This is a genomic window from Cobetia marina (assembly GCF_001720485.1).
In the GTDB taxonomy this organism is placed as follows: domain Bacteria; phylum Pseudomonadota; class Gammaproteobacteria; order Pseudomonadales; family Halomonadaceae; genus Cobetia; species Cobetia marina.
Map to the genome: position 1 here is coordinate 3,032,367 of NZ_CP017114.1, position 22,025 is coordinate 3,054,391.

15 protein-coding genes are annotated in these 22,025 nt (G+C 63.9%); 9 read left to right on the top strand and 6 right to left on the bottom strand.

The window, feature by feature from the left end:
* Window positions 1-57: 57 nt before the first annotated feature.
* Entirely contained in the window at window positions 58-1,362 is a 1,305-nt protein-coding gene (locus BFX80_RS12760; protein ID WP_167593044.1) for a GGDEF domain-containing protein, read from the bottom strand.
* Between the two features lie 708 nt (window positions 1,363-2,070).
* Here BFX80_RS12760 and BFX80_RS12765 point away from each other — a divergent pair.
* The 8 genes from BFX80_RS12765 (at window position 2,071) to BFX80_RS12800 (ending at window position 10,007) form a co-directional block, all read left to right on the top strand.
* Window positions 2,071-2,571, top strand: coding sequence for a hypothetical protein (locus BFX80_RS12765; RefSeq protein WP_077372220.1), 501 nt, complete (start codon window positions 2,071-2,073; stop codon window positions 2,569-2,571).
* Between the two features lie 517 nt (window positions 2,572-3,088).
* Window positions 3,089-3,703 (top strand): CBS domain-containing protein, encoded by a 615-nt coding sequence (locus BFX80_RS12770; RefSeq protein ID WP_065392490.1) that lies wholly within the window; start codon window positions 3,089-3,091, stop codon window positions 3,701-3,703.
* A 219-nt stretch (window positions 3,704-3,922) separates the two neighbouring features.
* Complete coding sequence (locus BFX80_RS12775) at window positions 3,923-4,543, top strand: hypothetical protein (RefSeq protein WP_077372217.1); 621 nt, start codon at window positions 3,923-3,925, stop codon at window positions 4,541-4,543.
* A 263-nt stretch (window positions 4,544-4,806) separates the two neighbouring features.
* Window positions 4,807-6,006 carry an MFS transporter gene (locus tag BFX80_RS12780; protein ID WP_077372213.1) on the top strand — a complete coding sequence of 400 codons (1,200 nt, stop codon included), beginning with the start codon at window positions 4,807-4,809 and terminating at the stop codon, window positions 6,004-6,006.
* 418 nt (window positions 6,007-6,424) lie between these two features.
* Window positions 6,425-7,198, top strand: a complete 774-nt coding sequence (locus tag BFX80_RS12785; protein ID WP_077372210.1) for a DUF969 domain-containing protein — start codon at window positions 6,425-6,427, stop codon at window positions 7,196-7,198.
* Window positions 7,195-8,106: a DUF979 domain-containing protein gene (locus BFX80_RS12790; protein ID WP_077372207.1), complete on the top strand. Its 912-nt coding sequence runs from the start codon at window positions 7,195-7,197 to the stop codon at window positions 8,104-8,106. Before BFX80_RS12785 ends, BFX80_RS12790 begins: the two co-directional genes overlap by 4 nt.
* Before the next feature lie 78 nt (window positions 8,107-8,184).
* The gene (gene pcp, locus BFX80_RS12795; protein ID WP_077372204.1) at window positions 8,185-8,844 is read left to right on the top strand and encodes a pyroglutamyl-peptidase I; all 660 of its coding nucleotides are present in this window, start codon (window positions 8,185-8,187) and stop codon (window positions 8,842-8,844) included.
* Between the two features lie 116 nt (window positions 8,845-8,960).
* Window positions 8,961-10,007, top strand: a complete 1,047-nt coding sequence (locus tag BFX80_RS12800; protein ID WP_084209113.1) for an asparaginase — start codon at window positions 8,961-8,963, stop codon at window positions 10,005-10,007.
* A 112-nt stretch (window positions 10,008-10,119) separates the two neighbouring features.
* Here the strand turns inward: BFX80_RS12800 and ppc are convergent, their stop codons facing one another.
* The 5 genes from ppc to cysM all read right to left on the bottom strand — a co-directional run bounded on the left by ppc (window position 10,120) and on the right by cysM (window position 18,661).
* Window positions 10,120-12,768, bottom strand: a complete 2,649-nt coding sequence (gene ppc / locus BFX80_RS12805; RefSeq protein WP_077372197.1) for a phosphoenolpyruvate carboxylase — start codon at window positions 12,766-12,768, stop codon at window positions 10,120-10,122.
* A 307-nt stretch (window positions 12,769-13,075) separates the two neighbouring features.
* Window positions 13,076-14,011, bottom strand: coding sequence for a nucleoside triphosphate pyrophosphohydrolase (mazG, locus tag BFX80_RS12810; RefSeq protein ID WP_084209114.1), 936 nt, complete (start codon window positions 14,009-14,011; stop codon window positions 13,076-13,078).
* Window positions 14,008-16,272, bottom strand: coding sequence for a GTP diphosphokinase (gene relA, locus BFX80_RS12815; protein ID WP_077372191.1), 2,265 nt, complete (start codon window positions 16,270-16,272; stop codon window positions 14,008-14,010). Before relA ends, mazG begins: the two co-directional genes overlap by 4 nt.
* A 56-nt stretch (window positions 16,273-16,328) precedes the next feature.
* Complete coding sequence (gene rlmD / locus BFX80_RS12820) at window positions 16,329-17,732, bottom strand: 23S rRNA (uracil(1939)-C(5))-methyltransferase RlmD (protein WP_084209115.1); 1,404 nt, start codon at window positions 17,730-17,732, stop codon at window positions 16,329-16,331.
* Window positions 17,732-18,661, bottom strand: a complete 930-nt coding sequence (gene cysM, locus BFX80_RS12825) for a cysteine synthase CysM (protein ID WP_077372185.1) — start codon at window positions 18,659-18,661, stop codon at window positions 17,732-17,734. Before cysM ends, rlmD begins: the two co-directional genes overlap by 1 nt.
* Window positions 18,662-19,001: 340 nt before the next feature.
* Between cysM and BFX80_RS12830 the strand changes: the two genes are divergently transcribed.
* The gene (locus BFX80_RS12830; RefSeq protein ID WP_167593045.1) at window positions 19,002-21,983 is read left to right on the top strand and encodes a response regulator; all 2,982 of its coding nucleotides are present in this window, start codon (window positions 19,002-19,004) and stop codon (window positions 21,981-21,983) included.
* The last annotated feature ends 42 nt before the right edge of the window (window positions 21,984-22,025 follow it).

Below are 22,025 nucleotides of genomic sequence, written 5' to 3' on the forward strand. Positions count from 1 at the left end.
CGGGCTGCCCGGGCACGGCCATGGAAGTGGCGCGACCGTCATCGGGAGCGGTGCGATTCAAGGACGTTTGTAGCCATAGCATCCAGTCCCGGCGACATGGGAGCTACCTTCGCCGTGAGTGTCCTGCTGTCGCGTCTCGCGCTGGGAGCCCTCCACACAGAGGCGCATCTCTGACGAGGATGACGCAGGACTCGGCATCGGGGCGGTGGCTTTTGCTGTCGCCGGGATATCGGCCGCGTCGGTCTGGCTGCGGGGTTCATCCAGCATGTCCCAGGCCGTCACCACCCGATTGCGACCGGTACGCTTGGCACGATACATCGCCTGGTCCGCACGACGGATCAGCTCCGGCAGCAAGGACTCGGCTGCCGTGGCCGGCCCTCCCTGGGCCACGCCGATACTAACCGTGACCCGCAGCAGCTTGCCATTGTTCAATACGAAGGCGCGTCCGTTGATGGACTGCAGCAGCCGGTCGGCCGCGTGTCGCAACCCCTGGCGATCATTGCTGGGGCACAATGCCACGAACTCCTCGCCCCCCTGGCGACAGAGCAGATCACTGCCGCGCAGGTGATGACTCAGACGGCGTGTCAGCTCCACCAGCACATCGTCACCGCTGGCGTGCCCATGCGTGTCATTGATCGTCTTGAAGTGATCCACGTCGATCATCAACACCCCCAGCCCGTCCTCCTGAAGCATGCGTGCGCCCTCCTCCCTGAGCGCAAGCCGCGAGAGGGCCCCCGTCAGCTGATCATGGCGCAATTCCCGCAGATAGCGCTTCTCGCGCCGCTCGGATTCCCACCCCATCTCGATGGCCACCAGGCCGATGAAGGTGACACAGATCACGAGATTGACGATGCTGGCCGTGGCCATGAACTCATAGGAGCCGATGTAGACAGGCCCCGGCAGGGATTGGGCGATCAGATAGAAGATCAGCAGGCCGCCACTGGTCAGGAGACGTGTGATCCGCGCCATCGGCGCGATGCAGATGAAGAAGATCGACAGGATGTGGTAGTACTCGAATCCCGCACCCACGCCGAACTGGTGCTCCCACCATGACGCCTTGAGCGATACCGGCACGACCAGCAGCAGCAACGCGGTCTGCAGGTGTCCCCTGCGATGCAGGATGATGGAAGCCACGGTGAGCAAGGTCCCGACCACCTGGGCGACGACGGGCTGCGGGTAGGGCTGCATGCTGAGCAGGGCGAAATAGCCGATGTGGCAACCCAGCGCACTGATGTAGCACCACATGAACAATTGATAGAGCCCGGCATGCCGCTCAGCCAGCCCTCCTGGAGCCGGCCAACGCCACTTCACCCCAGCCAGACCGGTCCTCTCCCCGGCCCGACGGCGATCAGGTTTCGCCATGATTCCTTCCTCTTTGAACTGACACCTTCCATGTGTCCCGTGTGAGAATCTCATACCGTCTGAATGCTCCCAGTCTACCTCACGTTCGAGTGTGAAACGTGATGGCGACAGTCCATGCGCGTCATTCAAGGCATGCAGGAAAGGGGGCATAACGTGACATAACGTCGCCGTTTGACGCGGGAAAGGCATATGGACGTGCCAAGTCTTCGTTGTTGGCGTTTGCGCCAGGGGCCACATCTCGTAGAAGATTTCAGGCAAGAGTGTGAGTGAGGTGCCATCACCTGCAAATGGCAGCCTGATACTCCTGCATGACAGCCAGCCTGATCACGTCTCGCCGACAGGCGCCGCAATCCGATGCCGCCCACCTCAAATGCCATCCCTCTTCCGCACGATGTCCATCCCCCTTCCGCACGTTGTCCATCCCCCTCGACATGACCTGGCCGCGCATTGAATGCGGCCCATTATCCGGTGAGGCTGCATGGCGCATCAACCACGGTGGATGCCACGGGGCCGCGCAATGCTCGACGCTCATGCGCGGCGACGCTTGCCTTGGCAGCGCCCTTCGGATTAGGGATGATGAGGGCCATCAGTGATACGCCTGACTGCCGGGCTGGAGCAGCACGACCACAAGGTCCTGCCTCCCGCCACCATCCTTGCCCGTTTCCCCCGCCAGGGGGCAACGGCCTTCATGCAACAAGAGAGTATTCAATGGACGCGACCACTCTGACGCGCGATTTCCACCTGTGGCAGCGTTTCTCCAAGCAGGATCGTCTCGAGCGCGAACACCGTGCTGCCCGTCGCAAGATTGCCGAAGCCGGCACCATGGCGACCCGCATGATTCAGGCCTACCAGAGCATGGCGGCCAAGGGTGCCTCGGAAAACGCCTGCTACCGCACGATCTACAAGCACAAGGATGCCCAGGGGGATGTCCTGGTGCGCGAAGGTTGGCTGAAAGTCCGCCGGATCGTCGCCGAAGGCGGCACTACCCGTCTGCGTGGCACGCTGATCACCACCTTCAGTCTGGCAGATGGCGAGCGGGAGCCTGCCGATGCCGAGGTGGAGAAGCTGACGCTGGAGGTCTATGACGAGATCGTGGCCGGGACTCGCATGAAGCTCGCCTGCAAGGTCGATCGCTGCGATGGCGAGGGTCAGACGGACTTCATCACCTTCCTGGACTCGGTGCGCGGCGACTTGAAAGAGTGGCTGTGATGCCGTGAGCATGCTGGCATCAGGGCCCAGACATCAGGGCTTGGCATAAGGGCCCTGGCATAAGAGCCCTGGCATAAGAGCTCTGGCATAAGGACTTCGACATGAGGGCTCTGAAACGGAGCCAGCGGCGCATTGTTGCCAATCCGGAACAACAGCTGGGCCTGCTGACGCGGTGATGAGCTCACTGCCCCCTGCATGAACAAGGCACGACGTGATTCCTGAGCCGGGAGGACGCCGTGCCTTGTCACATCCGGCTGTCATTCAGCGCAGGATCTTTCACACCTCCCGCCCCATCCGGCTTTCTTGCCAGTCACTTCGCCTCTGTCCCATCCTGCTCGCCTGCTGCCAGACAGCGTCTTTCCGCGCGCCAGTCACACGCCCGCCTCTCGAGCGGGGCCTTGCATCAGTGGTTGCGACAACAGCAACAAGTCGTTACTCCCGGTGCAGGAAACTCCCTTGATCAGCGTGACTCTCATCTTGCAGACGCTCATCGTTCATCAAGTATCGGAGTCATTCCATGAATGCCATCGCCCCATCTGCCTATCACACCCTCGAAGTGAAACCGCTTGAACAGGTCACCACCTCACGCCTGCCTCTCCAGCCTCTGGGCGACATCAACATGGACAGCCCCGCCAGCGAACTGCTGACCGATTTCTCGGTGACCGCGGGTCGCAGCATCCAGGGGAGCGCCTCCATCGGTCAGGCGCTGGCGACCATGAAACAGGCAGGCGTGCGTCTTCTGCTGGTGCATGATCACGACGGCACCTTCACCGGCGTCGTCACCTCCCGCGAGCTACAAGGCGGGCGCGTGGTGATGCGGGCCATGACACGCTTCGATGTGCAGCGTGATGAAGTCACCGTCGACATGGTGCAGGTGCCACGCGCCGAGCTGCACGGCATTGCCCTGTCAGTGCTCAAGCGCGCCAGGGTGGGCGATCTGGTCGAGACCCTGCGTCAGAGCGGAGAATCCCACCTGCTGGTCACGGAAGAGGACAGCGATGGCCACCCCTGCATCCGTGGTTTGATCGCGGCATCTCGTGTCGGGCAGGCCCTCGGACTCCACCTTGAGCATCCCCCGGAAGCCCGCAGCTTTGCCGACATCTGCCGGGCGGTACTTGGCAAGTACGAGTGACATGAGCACTTGGCACCAGACGCCTCAGCCCTTGTCATCAAAGACGCCCATGAATCCAGCGACAGGTTGCATAGATCACTGCGCCAAGGCGCTGGATTCAGGAAATCCTCGACAGGACGGCGTATGATATAGTCGACAGATATCGCTTCAACGCCATCCAACCCGTCTGGCGACCCGCCACTGAAAAGAGGCCAGAAGCTGCCAGAGAGGATTCCCGCCATGCCCTTGAGCTCATTGCGTAATCAACTGTTCAAGCAACGCCACGTCGAGGTGCTTGTCATCAAGCAGATCGACGGCGAACTGTTGCACGTCTGTGGCGTGGGTGTCCTGGAAGGGTCTGGCAGCGTCAACCACAAGCGACGTGAACTGTCCCGCGACAACCACGCCTTCCCGGTGCGCATGCATGAAGGCAACCAGGTCCTTCAACCCCAGGACTTCAATCGTCTGGTGTTGCTGGAAGAGGTACAGCTTCATCCTCGGGGCTGCCGTCCCAGGGAAGCCGTATCGCTGGAGGTGGAGGGCCACCGCTACCGCGTCGCCCATACCCCGATGCGTTGCTGGCACTTCAAGGGCCTGTTGAAGATCGAGCGTACCCAGCAGGGCCTGCTGCTGAGTACCGAGGACATGTCCCTGATTCGTGCCAAGGCGCTGCGTCGTCCCGCTGCCTCGTCGACCAGCAGCGTCTCGCCTGATCGCACGTCGTCGCTTTCCTCATGGCGCAACGGTGACACCAGGTCACGTACCGGGCAGCAAGGGCAGGGAACTGGCACCACGCCACGCAAGACTCCGCTTGAGCTCTACCCCGGGGCTCGCGAGCTGGAGCTCGAGCCGAAATACTGAGCCCCTCTCTGCAACCCGCCTTATCTCACAAGACGCCCAGCCTCTGCTGGGCGTCTTGCGTCGTGGATGCCAGATCGTGAATGGCAGGTCGTTCATTGCACGGCGTGCCTTGCATCATGGGTATTGCATATTGGTCGGAACCCGCAAGACAGTGCGGGAGGATGACGGTATTCTCGCAGAACTGTCCAAGCGTTCAGGAGGTTCACTGCCCCTGTCCGCCCGCGTATTCATGACTCTCCTTCACTTCAGGATAGGCCTGCCTCATGCGCCGAATGTCCGTCCCGCTGTTTCTGCTCATCCTGATACTGGTCGCCCTCAATCTACGACCGGCGCTGTCCTCGCTGGCCCCCCTGCTGGATCGCATCACGCAGGATCTTGGCCTGAGCACACTGGCCGCCGGCCTGCTGACGACTCTGCCGGTGATATGCCTGGGACTGTTCGCGCCACTGGCACCCCGCCTGGCGGGGCGACTGGGGGCGGAGCGTACCTTGAGTCTGGCGCTTGTCATCCTGGGAATCGCCTTGTGGCTGCGCGCCAGCGACCTGACCCTCCTTCTCTATCTGGGGACCTTGCTGTGCGGTGGCAGTATCGGTATCGCGGGCACCCTGTTGCCCGCCATCGTCAAGCGCGAACATCCCGAGCGCGCTGACCTGTTCACCGGTGTCTACACCATGGCGCTATGCCTTGGCGCCGCCCTTGCCGCAGGGCTCAGTGTGCCGCTGGCCAACTGGCTGGACAGCTGGCAGGCCTCTTTGAGCTGCTGGGCATTGCTGGTGGTGATCGCCCTACCGGTCTGGCGTCTGAGCATGCCGCACCCCTGGCCTCGGCGCCTGCCGGCCGGTCAACATGACGCGCCACGCCTGTGGCACCTGCCACTGGCACGACAGATCACCTTCTTCATGGGCTGCCAGTCATCACTGGCGTATATCGTCTTCGGCTGGCTTCCGTTTCTGTTGCAACAACGTGGCTTGAGCGATGTCGAGGCCGGCTGGCTGATGGCCGCCTCGGTGATGGCCCAGGTACTCACTGCCCTGCTGGCGCCGGTGATCGGGCGCATGGGACGGGATCAGCGTCCCGCCATCCTGCTGCTGCTTGCCTGTTCGGCGGTCGGCTTGCTCGGCCTGATGGTCGGCCCGCTGTCACTGCGCTGGCTGTTCGCCGTACTGCTGGGCTTTGGTCAAGGAGGCAGCTTCTCGATGGCGCTGACCTTGCTGGTACTGCGCAGCAACGACGCTCGCCTGGCCGGGGCGCTGTCGGGAATGGCGCAAGGCACCGGCTACATGCTGGCGGCGCTCGGCCCGCTGGCGGTGGGCATACTGCTTGAATTCACCAATGACCTTGACGTGATCGCCTCGCTGTTCGCGCTGATTCTCATCGCCGCCGCAGCGCTGGGTCTCAAGGTCGGGAGACGTCAGCGCATCTGTCTGCGCGATGATGGCAGCCCCGAGGTCATCGACGGCTGAGTCCTCTGCTGCGCATTCTTCATCTCTTCCCTACCCCGCCCTTTTGCCCAAGCGGTTGCACGCGCTGACGTGATGTTCGAGCGTGCGCCCGGCGAGGCCTGTTGACGCGAGCGTCCCGCTCCGGCATTCACACGCTGACGTGCTGATGTCAGCCTGCCTGATATCGACCAGACCTGTCATGCACCTCCAAGTGATAGATTCTATCGATTCAACAATTACGATTAATTTATATATTCCGAATGTCTCATTTGGATTATTCCTGCCTGACCCTACCCTCTGAACTCGCGTAGTAAGACAACGTACTTCACGGTACCTACTTCGCGGCACGTACTTCACAACAACAAGCTCACACTCAGAGGTGAAAGCCCATGTCCTGCCTCCGCAACAGACTGTCCTCCTCAGGCTCGGGAGATATCACATGTTGTCATTGATCGGCGTCGCCATCATCGTGGTCGGTCTGGCACTGCGCTTGAACGCTCTGCTGGTGGTCCTGGTGGCAGGCTTTGCCTCGGGACTCGTGGCCGGCATGACGCCCACCGAGATCCTCGGCGCCCTCGGCCAGGCCTTTACCGACAACCGCGCCGTGTCACTTTTCATCATCACCCTGCCGGTCATTGGCCTGCTGGAGCGCAATGGCCTGCGTGACCAGGCCGAGCATCTCGTGCAGAAGCTGCGTGCCGCCAGTGCCGGCCGCATCACCCTGAGCTACCTGCTGCTGCGCAAGGTGACCAACGCCTTCGGGCTGCAGCTGGGTGGGCACCCGGCGATGATCCGTCCGCTGGTCGCGCCGATGTCGGTCGGTGCCGCCGAGCGCGACCTCTCCGAGGAAGCCGTGGCCTCCCCCCGCTTCAAGACCCTGAGCCAGCGCATCCGGGTACTCAATGCCGTCAGCGAGAACTTCGGCAACTTCTTCAGTCAGCTGATCTTTGTCGCCTCGGGCGGCCTGCTGCTGATCAAGAGCGTGCTGGACAAGAGCGGCACCAGCGTCAGTCTCGCGGACATGGCGCTCTATGCCATTCCTACCGCACTCGTCTCGCTGGTCGTGGTCTTCATCCTGTGTCGCCGGCTGGACAAGCGCATCCAGCAGGAGCATCGACTGCTGCGCGAGGAGTATCCCGCCTCCCCTTTGCAGGCAACCCCCGCGTCAGCCCCTGACAGCTACACCACTCCCGTGACGGAGAGCCACTCATGAGCGGTATCGATGCCCTTTACCTGATCACCGGCTTCGCCGTCATGGTGTTTGCCCTTCTGACCCTGACCGACCGCGACCATCCGCGTCGCCTTGGCACCAGCGCCTTCTGGATGATCTTCGGGATCAGCCTGGCCTTCGGCCAGTGGCTGCCCAATGTCGTGGTCGGCCTCGCCATGCTCGCCATGGCGCTGCTGGCCGCCACCGGTCAGCTCGGCTTCGGCAATTACGGACAGCTCAGCGATGAAGCCCGCCAGCAGCGCCGCCAACGTCTGGGGTCTCGGCTGTTCATTCCGGCACTGGTGATTCCCATCGGCACCTTCCTCTACACCCTCACCACCGGGCAGAGCGCACTGGTCGGGCTGGGGCTTGCGACCGTGCTGGCGTTTGCCGTTGCCCTGCTGCTGCTGCGTGAGCGCCCCGGCACCGGCATGCAGGAAGGTCGTCGCCTGGCGGATGCCATCGGCTGGGCCGCCATCCTGCCGCAGTTCCTGGCCGCGCTCGGTCTGCTGTTCGATCAGGCCGGTGTCGGCCAGACCATCGCGGGGCTGGTCTCAAGCGTGGTTCCCGATACCAGTCTCATCGCCTGCGTGATCGCCTACTGTGTCGGCATGGCCGTGTTCACCATGCTGATGGGCAACGGCTTCGCCGCCTTCGCCGTCATCACCTCCGGGATCGGCTATCCGCTGGTCATCGCCCTGCATGGTGGCAATCCCGCCATCGTCGGCGTGCTGGGGATGCTGTCGGGCTATTGCGGCACGCTGATGACGCCCATGGCCGCCAATTTCAACATCGTGCCGGCGGCGCTGCTGGAGCTGGATGATCGCTATCACATCATCCGCGCCCAGATCATTCCGGCGCTGGTGATGCTGATGGCCAACATCAGCCTGATGCTGCTGCTGGCATTCTGATTCGTTCTCATGCTTACCCGCGCATCGATCACCGCCAGCAGTGGCCTGCGGTGATCGATGCCAGTCAAGGAGTCTCCCATGTCCCGTCTGCTTCTCTGTGGTTTCGAGCCCTTCGGCCACGACAGCGTCAATCCGGCACTCAAGATCATCGAGCAGCTGGAGGGTCAGACCCTGGCCCTGCCGAATGGCTCATCGGACAGTGTCGAGATACGCACCTGCCGCGTGCCGGTGACGCGCTACGCCGCGATCGAGAGCGTGGTGGAGGCCATCGAGCGTCACGCCCCCGATACCGTGATCATGCTGGGCCAGGCGAGTGGTCGCAGCGCCATCACGCCGGAGCGCGTCGCCATCAATCTGGATGACTACCGCATCAAGGACAATGGCGGACACCAGCCGGTGGATGAACCCATCGAGGTCGCAGGGCCCGATGCCTGCTTCACCACCCTGCCCATCAAGGCGATGGTCAATGATCTTCAGGCAGCGGGTCTGCCGGCCAGCGTCTCCTATACCGCCGGCACCTTCGTCTGCAACCACCTGTTCTACGGCGTGCAACGCCATCTGGCGGACAGTCCGATCCGCTCCGGCTTCGTGCATATTCCGGCGCTCCCCGAGCAGAGCCTCGATGGCCGACTGCCGACCATGAGCCTGGAGAGCCTGCTGGAAGGCGTGCGCGTCCTCTGCATCAGCGCCATGACCCATCAGCAGGATGTGCGCATCGGCGGTGGCAACATCAGCTAGCCCTTCCGCCGCCACCGCACTCGCTGCTGACCTGGTCATCCCCTTGGCAGCACGTCTCACCCGCCAGCCGGCATGCGTTACAATGCCGGCTTTCCCATTTCTGGCAGGTGGATACGATGACTCCCGAGACACACATCCTGGTGCTGTATACCGGCGGTACGCTGGGCATGGTCGAAAGCGAGCAGGGCCTGGTGCCGGCCGGAGACTTCGATGCGCGTCTGCGAGCAGCGCTGGAGGATCTGCCGCCCAGCCGTCGTGGCCGTCTGCCCGCCTTCACCCTGCGCGAATTCCCGCAACTGATCGACTCCTCCTCGGCGACGCCCGCTGACTGGCAGCAGATCGCGGGCGAGATCGCCGATGCCTATGACAGTTTCGATGGCTTCGTGGTGCTGCAGGGCACCGACACCCTCGCCTGGACGGCGTCAAGCCTCGCCTTCCAGCTCAAGGGCACCGCCCGCCCGGTGATCGTCAGTGGTGCCCAGCTGCCATTGGAGGCCGACGGCAGCGATGCTCTTGCCAATGTCGAACTGGCCCTCACCGCCGCCGCCCAACCGACCCTCAATGAGGTGGTGGTCGCCTTCGGCGGTCAGCTGCTGCGCGGCGTGTGCACCCGCAAGTGGTATACCCAGGATCACCGCGGCTTCACCACTCCCAATGCCCCCCTGCTGGGCGAGTGGGTCGATGACCGTGTGGTGGTCTATCCGGGCCGCCTGATGGATGACCAGGGGCCGGCCTTCGAATTGCCGGATTACGCCTGCCTCGGCCAGGATGCCGTCATCCGCCTGCCGCTCTACCCCGGCATCAGCGCCGAGAGCGTACGAGTGCAGTTGCTGCGCAGCGAAGTGAAGGGCGCGGTGCTGGAACTGTGGGGCAGCGGCAATCTGCCGGCGGATGCCGAGCTTCTGGGCGTGCTGGCCGATGCGCGCGGCGAAGGCAAGCTGCTGGCCGGCATCAGCCAGTGTCCGCATGGCCCGGTCAGCATCGGCCACTATGCGGCAGGCGCGGGCCTTGCCACCATCGGGGTACTGTCCGGTGATGACATGACGCTGGAGGCCGCCTTCACCAAGCTGCTGCATCTGGTCGCGCTCAATCAGGATGAGGACTGGCAGCGGGAACGCTTCCTGATGCCATGGGTAGGAGAGCGCGCCAGCGGCCTGCTGTAATCAGATACCGCCGTTAGCTTCATGACAACGAAAAGCCCCGACAGGCATGTTTGTCGGGGCTTTTTCATGCAGTGACTCAAGACTGGCCGACGCGATATCGTCAGCCGCCGCCTCAGCCGGTGTTGCGCAGACCGGCCGAGATACCGGCCATGGTCACCATCAGGGCGCGCGACAGCTCGGCGGAGATGGCGCCATCGGCATCCCGGTTGCGCTGCAGAAGCTCGGCCTGCAGGCCATGCAACGGGTCGATGTAGGGGTTGCGAACATCGATGGCCTGACGGATCAGCGGCATGTGCTCCAGCAGCGTCTGTTGATCGCGGATCTCCAGCACCACCTTCTCCAGACGCTCGAGACGATCACGCAGCGACTGCCCCAGCTCCTTGAGCGCCGGCTCATCCACCAGACGTTGCTCGTAGTAGGCCGCCGTCGAGAGATCCGCCTTGGACAGCAGCATCTCCAGCATGTCGACATAGGTGGAGAAGAACGGCCAGTCGTTCATCATCTCGCGCAGGATTTCCAGCCCACCCTCTTCCTCGAGCCGATTGGCGAAGGCTTCGCCACTGCCAAGCCACGCCGGCAGCATCAGACGAATCTGGGTCCAGGCGAAGATCCACGGGATCGCCCGCAGCGTCTCGACGCCTCCGTCCTGACGACGCTTGGCCGGGCGTGACCCCAGCGGCAGGCGCGCCAGTGCCGTCTCCGGCGTGACCGAGCGGAAGTAAGGCACGAAGTTCGGGTCCTCGCGCACCACTCCGACATAGGCCTTGTGCGCGACGTCCGCGAGACGATTCATCTCGTCGCGCCATTCCTGACGCGGGGCGGGCGGCGGCAGCAGGCTGGCCTCGAGGACTGCACAGACATAGATCTCCATCGAGCGGCTGGCGATGTCCGGCAGGCCGAACTTGAAGCGGATCATCTCGCCCTGCTCGGTCACGCGCAGGGAACCGGTCACCGAGCCCGGCGGCTGCGAGAGGATCGCCGCATGTGCCGGACCGCCCCCGCGACCCACCGTGCCGCCACGACCATGGAAGAGCGTCAGTTCGACGCCGTGCCGCTTGGTGACATCCACCAGCGTCTCCTGAGCACGATACTGTGCCCAGGCCGCCGCCAGCTGGCCGGCATCCTTGGCGGAGTCGGAATAGCCGATCATCACTTCCTGACGATTGCCGGCGTGCTTGCGATAGATCGGCATGCCCAGCAGCGTGTCGATGACCGGGCCGGAGCGATCCAGGTCGTCCAGGGTCTCGAACAGCGGCGCGATGGGCAGGCGCACATCACCGCCCACCTCCTTCATCAGCAGCGCCACCGCCAGTACATCGGAGGCCTGGCCCGCCATCGAGATGATGTAGGTGCCCAGCGCCTCACGATGTTCACGCGCGATGACCTTGAAGGTATCCAGCACTTCGCGGGTATCGGTGGAGCACTCCCAATGACGCGGGATCAAGGGACGCTGACCGCCCAGCTCCCTGGCGAGGAATTCACAGCGCTTCTGCTCATCCCACTCGAAGTAGCTGCCCATGCCCAGCGACTGGGTCAGCTCGTCGAGCACCTGGGCGTGGCGCGTACTTTCCTGACGGATGTCGAGCTTGGTGAGAGTCACGCCGAAACAGGCCACGCGGCGCAGCGTGTCGAGCAAGGCGCCATTGGCGATGGTATCCAGTCCCACGTCACACAGCGAGCGGTAGCAGGCCAGCAGCGGTGCATAGAGCTGCTCACGCGTCTCGATGATGTCGAGCCCCTCGTGACGCTTGCCGTCCAGGCCAGCCTTGGCCCAGTCACGGGTGCTTTCCATGCGCAGGATCAGACGCCGCAGGATCTCGCGGTAAGGTTCCGCCACGTCGCCGGCCTCGGCACGCAGCGCCGCGGAGCACTTCCACATGGAGAGCTCGGACTTGAGCTGCTCGAGATCCCGCAGGTAGAGATCCGCCGCCATCCAGCGACCCAGCAGCAGCACGGTGCGGGTGACCCGCGCGGTGACATTCGGGTTGCCATCGCGGTCGCCCCCCATCCAGGAGGCGAAGCGCAGCGGCGCGGCGTCCAGCGGCAGACGCTCGCCGGCCGCCTCCAGTGTCATCTCGTCCAGCTGACGATGGAAGTCAGGCACCGCCTGCCACAGCGAATTCTCGATGGTGGCAAAGCCCCACTTGGCCTCGTCCACCGGGGTCGGGCGCTCGTGACGGATCTCGTCGGTATGCCAGGCCTGGCTGATCAGCTCAGAGAGGCGTGCACGCGCGAGCGTCGCCTGTTCCGGGCGATCACAGGCACCTTCCATCTGGGTCAGGCAGCCTTCGATGGCATCGTACTTCTGGATCAGGGTACGGCGGATGACTTCCGTCGGGTGGGCCGTCAGCACCAGCTCGACGCGCATCGCCGACAGCTCCTCGACGATCTTCTGGGCACTGAAGCCACGCTCACGGATACGCGTGATCAGCTCGCCCAGATCCGGCTGACTGCCGGGACGATAATCCTCGACACGCTTGAAGCGGCCGCGGTAGTGCTGCTCGGCGATGTTGGAAAGATTCAGAAACTGATTGAAGGCGCGGGTGACCGGCAGCAGATCGCTGTCGGGAAGGTCGCGCAGGTAATCGATCAACTCGCGGCGGGCCGCGAGGTCGCCTTGCTGGCCTTTCTTGGCCAGGGCGCGGATGCGTTCGATACGCTCGACGAAGTCATCGCCGAGGTCGGCCGCGATGGTCTGGCCGAGGTTGTCCCCGAGAATGCGCACATTGTCGCGCAACGATTCATGCAGGTCGTGACTCATGCAACCCTCCTTGGGAGTGACGGTGCCGCCGCGGGAATCATCCCCTGTCATCAGGGGCATTCAGTTGACAGATCCATGACGGGCTCGCGGCCCGTCGCAAGCCGTGCGCCATCTGACACGGAGACTGGCACAGAGATCTGACGCATGCCCTAAACGAAAGGCCCGCGGCGCAGCAGACCGAAAAGCAGGACAAGGCACTTGCCCTGATCGCTTACCATCAGCATACGACCGCGGGCCTTGGCTCCACAATCCGACTATCGCGTAAACTTACTACATTTTCTTTCTGCCGCCCGACGACGGCATCACATCACCTGACAAGCGGAGTCACCGCGCGCGCGTTCGACGAGCCATCCTCGAGACTCTCGGACTGACTGGCCGCCCGCTCCCGGCGCTTGGCCTCATCCCAGTGCGCATCCATCTCGGCGAGACTGGCCTCCTTCAGCGAACGCCCCTCTGCCGCAATCGCGGCTTCCACATGACGGAACCGGGACGCGAAACGGGCATTGGTCGCCCGCAGCTGCTGTTCCGGGTCCGCCTTGAGCGTCCGCGCCAGATTGACCACCGCGAACAGCAGATCCCCCACCTCCTCACGCGCATGGGCCTCATCGCCCTCGGCCAGCGCTTCCTCGACCTCGCCGAGTTCCTCGCGGATCTTGTCCAGCACGCCACTCGTATCCGGCCAGTCAAAGCCCGAACGTGAGGCCTTCTTCGAGAGCTTTGCCGCCCGCGTCAGCGCCGGCAGGCCCAGCGGCACGCCATCCAGCACGCTGACGTCAGCGGCCTGGCTGGCAGATGGCTCGCCGGACTCCTGCTGCTTGAGGGTCTCCCACTGGGCATTCAGCGACCCTGCGTCCACCTCATGCGTGGCGATGCCCTCACGGCGCGAAGCCAGAGTGCCATCCGGGAAGACATGCGGATGGCGGCGCAGCATCTTCTCGGTGAGCACATGGATGACGTCATGGAAGTCGAAACGCTGCTGCTCGCTGGCGATCTGGGCGTAGAACACGCCCTGAAAGAGCAGGTCGCCCAGCTCCGCCGGCAGCTCGTCGAGCACCTCGGCATCTGCCGCGGCCCGCTCGATCACGTCGGCGACTTCATAGGCCTCCTCCAGGGTGTGCGGCACCAGGCTCGCGTAGTCCTGTTTCAGATCCCACGGACAGCCGTACTGCGGGTCACGCAGCACGGCCATCAGGGTCAGCAGATCCTCAAGGCCATGGCGTCCGGGGGGAGTTGCGGCACTCATGACTTGTTGCCACCGACCCGCAGGCGCTTGACGTCGATGATGTTGGGCAGCTGCTGGATACGTGCGAACACGCGTCCCAGCACATCGAGGTTCTCGACCTCCAGCGTGATCCTGAGCGTGGCGATGTTGTCGAGCTGGTCGGTGCGCGTATTGACCGACAGCACATTGACCTTGTCGCCACTGAGCACATTGGTGACATCGCGCAGGAGCCCCGAGCGGTCCCAGGCCTGGATCTCGATATCCACCGGATACTGGCTGCGTGACCGCTGGCCCCAGTCGACATCGACGATGCGCCGCGGCTCGTCCGAGCGCAGCTGGATCAGGTTCGGGCAGTCCTGACGATGCACCGTCACGCCACGCCCCTGGGTGATGAAGCCAGCGATCTGATCCCCCGGCACCGGGTGGCAGCAATTGGCCATGGTGGTCTTCAGGTTGCCGACCCCCAGCACCATGACGGCGTCCGGCTTCTCCTTGCCCTGCGGCTTGCGCTGACGCAGCAGGCGCTCGAGCTGCTCCTGATCATCGGTGTCGCCGAACAGCTGCTGCGCCTGATGCAGCACCTGGCCGACCCGCAGGTCCCCCGCGCCGATGGCGGCGTACATGTCATCACGTGTCGGATAGTTGACGGCGTTGGCCAGCTTGTCGCGATCAAGGTTCTCCAGCGCCAGACGCGAGAATTCCTTCTCGAGCAGCGCCTTGCCCTCGTCGACGTTCTGATCCCGCGCCTGGAGCTTGAACCAGGTCTGGATCTTGGCGCGAGCGCGCGAGGTACGCACATAGCCCAGATTGGGGTTGAGCCAGTCACGACTCGGCCCGCCCTTGGTGGCCGTCAGGATCTCGACCTGCTGGCCGGTCTTGAGCTTGTAGGTCAGCGGCACGATACGGCCGTCAACCTTGGCACCACGACAGCGATGCCCCACCTCGGTGTGCACGCGATAGGCGAAGTCGATGGGCGTGGCGATCTTGGGCAGATCGATGACGTGCCCTTCCGGCGTGAAGACATAGATACGGTCAGGCGCCACGTCGGAACTCAGGCCCTGACGGATGGACTCCTGTCCCCCGCTCTCGCCGACCTCGTCCTGCCATTCGAGCACCTGACGCAACCAGGCGATCTTGTCCTCGTAGCTGCGACTCTTGTGGCCGACGTCGTGGCCCTTGTAACGCCAGTGGGCACACACGCCCAGCTCCGCCTCCTCGTGCATGTCGAAGGTGCGGATCTGGATCTCGATGACCTTGTTGCTGGGCCCGACCACTGCGGTGTGCAGCGACTGATAGCCATTCTTCTTCGGGTTGGCGATGTAGTCATCGAACTCGTGAGGCACGTGGTGCCAGCGCGAGTGGACGATGCCCAATGCCGTATAGCAGTCACTGACGGTGCCGACGAGAATCCGCACCGCACGCACGTCATACACCTGCGAGAAGGCGATGCGCTTGATCTTCATCTTCCGCCAGATGGAGTAGATGTGCTTGGCGCGGCCGGCGACATCGAAGTGCTTGATGCCCTGATCGCGCATCAGACTGCGCATCTCGACCAGCAGATCGGCGATGTAATGCTCGCGCTCCAGACGCTTCTCGGCCAGCTGCTTGGCGATGTTCTTGTATTCGGTCTCCTCGCGGTAGCGGAAGGACAGATCCTCCAGCTCCCACTTGAGCTGACCGATGCCAAGACGGTGAGCCAGCGGACCATAGATGTCGAAGACCTCATTGGCGACCCGCATGCGCTTCTCGCGCGGCGCATCCTTGACGTGACGCAGGGCGACGGTGCGCTCGGCGATCTTGATCAGCGCGATGCGCACGTCATCGATCATCGACACCAGCATCTTGCGCAGATTGTCCTGTTGATCGTGCTGCGCCATGCCATGACTGGGCGCCTGCAACTGACTGATGGCGGCCATGTTGAGCACGCCCTCGATCAGGCGTGCCACCTCGGCACCGAAGTGCTTGTCGATGGCCTCAAGCCCCAGGTGCCCCTCACGCACCGCGCGATAGAGCACTGCCGCCACCAGCGCAGGCTGGTCAAGCTTCAGCTCCGAGAGGATATCCGCCATCTCGAGACTGAAGCGGAAACTGACCAGCGGCTCACGCCAGGGCTTGTCGCCACGCGCATCCGCCTCACGCGCCACCTTCAATGCGACTTCACAGGCTCGCACCATGACCTCGGCATTCACCGACGGGACTTCCTCGCGCAGTCGCGCGACCCACACCGGGATGTCCACACCACCGCTATCGGTCAGCGGCTGATCTTCGCGCACCTTGACCATGACCCTATGTCCTTGAATATCTTGCCATCTTGATGACAGCGCCCGGGGGCGCCGTCTCAGTCTTCCATCCGCTCCAGCAGCAGCATCGATTCCAGATGTGCCGTGTGAACGAACATGTCCGCCATCAGCGCACGCGTGACACGATAGCCGGCGTCGGTGAGCATCTTCACGTCACGCATCAACGTGGTCGGGTCACAGGCGATGTACAGCACCCGTGCGGGTGCATGGGAGACCTTCCCGGCATGCAGGTGACGTGCCAGCTCATCGCATAGAGGCTGAGCGCCATCGCGCGGCGGGTCCAGTACCAGAAGGTCGATACCCTCGAGTGATGGCAGCGCACGACTGAGGTCGGCGCGTCGAGCGCTCACCTGAGGCAGCGCGTTGTGCTCGGCATTGGCGATCAGCTGATCCACCATGCCCTGGCTGCCTTCGATGCCGGTTACCTTCGCGGCCCCCGCTGCCGCCACGGCCAGCGTGAGATTGCCGACTCCGGCATAGAGGTCCATGACCGCAAGGCCACTGACGTCGCCCAGCCAGTCCAGCGCCGTATCCACCAGGCGCTGATTGAGCGCGGCATTGACCTGCACGAAGTCACCCGGCGAGAAGGCGAGACGCAGTGTCCGCTCGCCGACGCGCACGGAGTAGGCGGCGTCCGGCGTGCCGGCCAGCCATTCCAGCACCACCGGATCACGCCCGACTCGCCAGCCGACCACCAGCCCATGCTGTTCGGCAAAGGCCTGCCAGCGCTCGGCATCACGCGGCACGGCCTTGAGCTGTCGAATCACCAGGATGACCTGGTCATCCGCGGCCGTCAGCTCCAGATGGCCCAGACGCTTGGGCGCTTCCAGCGTATTGATCAGCTCGCGCAGCGGCGTGATCAGTCGATCCAGCGCCGGCACCAGCACGCTGCAGCTCTGGATATCCACCAGCTGATTGCTGCCACGGCCGCGGAAGCCCAGCTGGATCTCGCCGCTGTCCGTGACGCGCACCCCGAGGCGTGCACGCCGACGATAACGATGCTCGTCCTCGCCCAGTGGCTGGATATCCGCCAGCGCCACGCCATTGCGCTGTGCATGCTCACTGAGCACCTGCACCTTGTGGGTGCGCTGGGCCGGCAATGCCAGGTGCTGGAGATCACAACCACCACAGGTGCCAAAGTGCGCACACGGCGGCGTCACGCGACTCTCGGCAGCATTGTCCCGCGAGCGCACATGCGCCTCGTTGAAGCGCTTGTGGGTTCGGTGGATGGCCAGCGTGACCCGCTCACCGGGCAAGGCCTGGTCGATGAACTGGGTCTTGCCGTTCTCGTCATGCGCGACGCCTCGCCCATCATGCGCCAGACGTTCCACCGTCAGCCATTGGCTGTCGGCATCACTAACGTTGCGCGTCTCGCGACTGGCCACTTCCTTCTCACGACGCGTCGGTTTGCGCGCTGGGCGTTTCTGTCCGAGCAGTGCCATCAGAGGTCATCTCCGTGGGTGTAGAGGCCGGTCGACAGATAGCGGTCGCCACGGTCACAGACGATGAACACGATCACCGCGTTCTCGACCTGCTCCGCCACCGTGAGCGCCCCTGCCAGGGCGCCGCCGGAGGACACGCCCGCCAGAATGCCTTCCTCACGCGCCAGACGGCGCATGCAGACTTCAGCGTCCCGCTGAGCGATATCCAGGGTGCGGTCGATGCGCGAGGCATCGAAGATGCGCGGCAGATAGGCCTCGGGCCAACGACGGATGCCGGCGATGCTGGCGCCGTCCGCCGGTTGCAGTCCCACGATCTCGATGGCGGGATTCTGCTCCTTGAGATAGCGCGAGGTGCCCATGATGGTGCCGGTCGTGCCCATGGAGGAGACGAAATGCGTGATGCGTCCCTGAGTCTGTTGCCAGAGTTCCGGTCCGGTGGTGCGGTAGTGCGCCAGGGGATTGTCCTGATTGGCGAACTGATCAAGGGCCTTGCCCTCGCCACGCGCGATCATCCCATCGGCGATGTCCCGCGCGTGCTCCATGTTGTCTGCCTCGATCAGCGTCGCGCCATACGCGCCCATGGCCTGCTTGCGCTCGCTGGAGGCAGTGGAGGGCATCACCAGCACCATGCGGTAGCCCTTGATGGCCGCGACCATCGCCAGCGCGATGCCGGTGTTGCCGGAGGTGGCTTCCACCAGGGTGTCACCGGGCTGGATCTCGCCACGGGCCTCGGCTTCATTGAACATCGAAAGCGCCGGACGATCCTTCACGGAACCCGCGGGATTGTGGCCTTCCAGCTTGGCCAGCAAGACGTTGTTGCGACCGGCGGTGATACGCGTCAGGCGTACCAACGGCGTATTGCCGACGACATCGGCAAGACTGGGGAATTCAGTCGCGGCAAGATCCGCGGGGTCACTGACATGAGACATGAGGGGCAGACTCCAAGGACGCGCCCGGATACTCCGATGCTGACCGTCAGGAGGCAGCATCGAGACCTGAGACAATCGGGGCCACGTCGGGGGTGTAGAAGATGTGCGCAGTATATCGCTCCCGCCACCTCCCTGTCAGGGCGCGAACCATCGCATCACTGCAGTCTGGAAGGTATGCTTGAGCCTGGCTTTCGCACGCCGCTCGTCGCTGGCGGCTGTGCGGGCCTTGCACGCAGGCCCTCGGACACGTCACCTCCGAATGGTGCGGCGCTGCAACCCTGTTTTCCTCTTCCTGCGGCATCCGAGTCTCTGGCTCGCTGCCCCGTCGCGATGGACTGCCATGCTGCTTAGAACCCGCTTTCAGCTCGCGTTGCTTCTGCTGCCGCTTGCCACGAGCCTGCTGTTCAGCCTCTATGTGGTGGATCGTGAGATCAGTCGTGAACGCACCGCCATGATGCAGCGTCTGCAGGCCAGTGTGCAGGCGATCATGCCCGGGCTTGCCAATGCCGCCCTGGAAGCCGACGACCAGCGTCTGCATGAACTGGCACAGATGCTCATCGATCAACGCGACGTGCGAGGGTTGACGCTGCGAACCCCCGAGGGTGGCACCCTGCTTCACATGGGGCCGAGCCAACGTCCACAGACAAGCTCGCTGCTGGAAAGCGACGCCTATCCGCAAGCCCCCGACGCGCTGGTGCTGGTGACACCGGTGATCGACCCATGGCGGGAGGCACGACGCGGAGACCGCATCTCCTGGCTGATTCTCGAGGCCTCCGATACCCGTATCGTGCTGCACCGCTATCAGCTGCTGGTCGGCTATGGGCTGGCCAATCTGGTCTTCGGACTGGCACTGCTGCTGTTCGCCTACCATGCCTCACGTCGCATGCTGCAGCCCTTCCATGACCTTGGCGAAGCCATGACCCGCCTCGCGCGCGGCGAGACTCACCAGCGTCTACCGGTGCAGGGCAATGACGACATGAGCGAGCTGGCCGAGCACTACAATCTCAGCGTCGAGCAGCTCAAGCGCGCGCGGGAAGACATGCAGGACCAGATCGACCAGACGACGCGTGACCTGCACGAGTCGATGGAAACCGTCGAGATCAAGAACATCGAACTGGACATGGCACGCCGCAAGGCGCTGGAAGCCAACCGCATCAAGTCGGAATTCCTCGCCAACATGAGCCATGAGATCCGCACGCCGCTCAATGGCATCATCGGCTTCAGCAACCTGCTGGGGCGCAGTGACCTGGACAACCGCCAGCGCGACTGGCTGGGCCACATGCAGAACGCCTCCTCCTCGCTGATGTCATTGATCAATGACATCCTGGACTTCTCCAAGATCGAGGCCGGCAAGCTCGAACTCGAGAAGGTCCAGATGGACATCGAGCCGCTCATCGAGGAAGTGCTGGCGATGCACGCCCCGGAGGCGCATCGCAAGCATCTGCACCTGCTGGGGCTGGTCTACGATGACGTGCCACAACGCTTCGAGGGTGACCCGCTGCGCATCAAGCAGGTGGTCACCAATCTGGTGGCCAATGCGGTCAAGTTCACCGAACAGGGCGAAGTGATCGTCCGCGTGATGGTGGATGACCTATCCGGCAGCAGTACCCGCCTGAAGATTGCCGTGGCCGATACCGGCATCGGCATGGACAGTGCGCAACGCAACCGCCTGTTCCAGGCCTTCTCCCAGGGTGACCCGTCCCGCGCCCGCCAGTTCGGCGGCACCGGCCTGGGCCTGATGATCTCGAAGCGCCTGGTGGAGCAGATGGGTGGCGAGATCCAGGTCGAAAGCCTGCCCGGACATGGCTCCACCTTCCTGTTCAGCGTGCCGGTGGCCGTCAGCAGCATCGAGGAGCGCCCGCGCGAGATCGTCTTCGATCATCAGCGCATCTGTCTCATCGAGCCACACCCGGCCACGCGCCGCGCCCTGAGCTACCTGCTCTCGCGCTGGTCGCTGGACCTCGTCGGCATCGAGGAGCAGCCTGATCTCGTGGTAGTCGCCCTGGAAAGCCGTGACCTGAAGCGGCTGGAGGAATGGAGTCAGCGCCTCAAGCACCTGCCGTGTCGCGTGCTGTGTCTGCTGAATGCGCCACTGCCGGCCAATATCGAGGACCTGCAGCAATACGGGATCGACGAACTGCTCAGCAAGCCGGTCACACGCCTGCAGATGCGCCACAAGCTGGCCAACCTGCTGCATTCACCGCGGCGCGACACACCACGCCTCCAGGAGCTGCCGGCCTTCACGCCGCTGGAGGATGGCACCACGGCCGGGCGGCTGACGCCTGATCTTTCCGCTCCGCTCCCGGAGCGCTCGCCGGCATCGCCGCGGGCCCCCGAGGCGCCGCCTGCCTCCCCCATGCCTGACGGGCTGCCTCAGGCTGCCACGCCTGCGGAGACGCCGAACATGACGCGCAAGTGCGTGATGGTCGTCGATGACAACCCCTCCAATCGCCTGCTGGCCGAGGAACTGCTCACCGACATGGGACTGGATACCCTGGCCGCCCAGAGTGGCGAGGAAGCGTTGGCCCTGGCACAGCAGCAGCCGGTGGATGCGGTACTGATGGATATCCAGATGCCGGGCATGAACGGCCTGGAAGCCACCAAGGCTCTGCGCCATCAACAGCGCATGCGCCATGAGCACCTTCCCGTCATCGCGTTGACCGCGCACGCCCTGGCACACGAGCGCCGGGAGCTGCTGGCCGAGGGCATGGATGACTACCTCATCAAGCCGGTCGACGAGCACCTGCTGGCCAACATGCTGAGCCGTCACCTTGGCATCACGCTCAGCGTGCCGAAGACCCCGCCACACGACACGGCCCCCACCTTCTCCCCCCTCTCCAGTGCCACTGACGCGGGCAGTATCGAGCGTGGCAAGTGCCCCGAGGGTACACCTCCCATGCCCGCCGCATTCGAGGGACTGAACGAGCAGGATGGCGAACTGCCCATCGTCGACATGGCACTGGGCATCGAGATGGCCGGCGGGCGCAAGGCGCTGGCCCTGGAGATGCTGGGACTGCTGATCAAGAGTCTGCCGGAGAGTGAGGTCACCATCCGCAGGGCCTGGGCGGTGCAGGATGGCGAGGCCATGCTCGATGGGGTGCACTATCTGAATGGCGCCTGCCGCTACTGTGGCGTGCCGCGCCTGGCACTGCTGGTCGAGGCGCTGGAGACACGCCTGCGCGTCAGTGGCCTGGATCAGCTGGAGGACGACGTCGCCGCGCTGTTCGATGCCATCGCAAGCCTTGCCCAGTGGGCGCAGAGCGAGGAAGCCACCTTGCTCCTGGCAGAATCGCGCCCCGACGCCTCGGACCGCGAGCGCTGAGCGAGAGCACTGGCCGAGAGCACTGATGACGGCATCCGCTCT

What these genes read in the sequence shown, in the direction of transcription:
- BFX80_RS12785 (WP_077372210.1), top strand. Translation starts at nt 6,425, where the DNA reads ATGTTGTCATTGATCGGCGTCGCCATCATCGTGGTCGGTCTGGCACTG.
- BFX80_RS12770 (WP_065392490.1), top strand. Translation starts at nt 3,089, where the DNA reads ATGAATGCCATCGCCCCATCTGCCTATCACACCCTCGAAGTGAAACCG.
- cysM (WP_077372185.1), bottom strand. Translation starts at nt 18,661, where the DNA reads ATGTCTCATGTCAGTGACCCCGCGGATCTTGCCGCGACTGAATTCCCC.
- mazG (WP_084209114.1), bottom strand. Translation starts at nt 14,011, where the DNA reads ATGAGTGCCGCAACTCCCCCCGGACGCCATGGCCTTGAGGATCTGCTG.
- BFX80_RS12800 (WP_084209113.1), top strand. Translation starts at nt 8,961, where the DNA reads ATGACTCCCGAGACACACATCCTGGTGCTGTATACCGGCGGTACGCTG.
- BFX80_RS12790 (WP_077372207.1), top strand. Translation starts at nt 7,195, where the DNA reads ATGAGCGGTATCGATGCCCTTTACCTGATCACCGGCTTCGCCGTCATG.
- BFX80_RS12780 (WP_077372213.1), top strand. Translation starts at nt 4,807, where the DNA reads ATGCGCCGAATGTCCGTCCCGCTGTTTCTGCTCATCCTGATACTGGTC.
- relA (WP_077372191.1), bottom strand. Translation starts at nt 16,272, where the DNA reads ATGGTCAAGGTGCGCGAAGATCAGCCGCTGACCGATAGCGGTGGTGTG.
- pcp (WP_077372204.1), top strand. Translation starts at nt 8,185, where the DNA reads ATGTCCCGTCTGCTTCTCTGTGGTTTCGAGCCCTTCGGCCACGACAGC.
- BFX80_RS12775 (WP_077372217.1), top strand. Translation starts at nt 3,923, where the DNA reads ATGCCCTTGAGCTCATTGCGTAATCAACTGTTCAAGCAACGCCACGTC.
- rlmD (WP_084209115.1), bottom strand. Translation starts at nt 17,732, where the DNA reads ATGGCACTGCTCGGACAGAAACGCCCAGCGCGCAAACCGACGCGTCGT.
- BFX80_RS12830 (WP_167593045.1), top strand. Translation starts at nt 19,002, where the DNA reads ATGCTGCTTAGAACCCGCTTTCAGCTCGCGTTGCTTCTGCTGCCGCTT.
- BFX80_RS12765 (WP_077372220.1), top strand. Translation starts at nt 2,071, where the DNA reads ATGGACGCGACCACTCTGACGCGCGATTTCCACCTGTGGCAGCGTTTC.
- ppc (WP_077372197.1), bottom strand. Translation starts at nt 12,768, where the DNA reads ATGAGTCACGACCTGCATGAATCGTTGCGCGACAATGTGCGCATTCTC.
- BFX80_RS12760 (WP_167593044.1), bottom strand. Translation starts at nt 1,362, where the DNA reads ATGGCGAAACCTGATCGCCGTCGGGCCGGGGAGAGGACCGGTCTGGCT.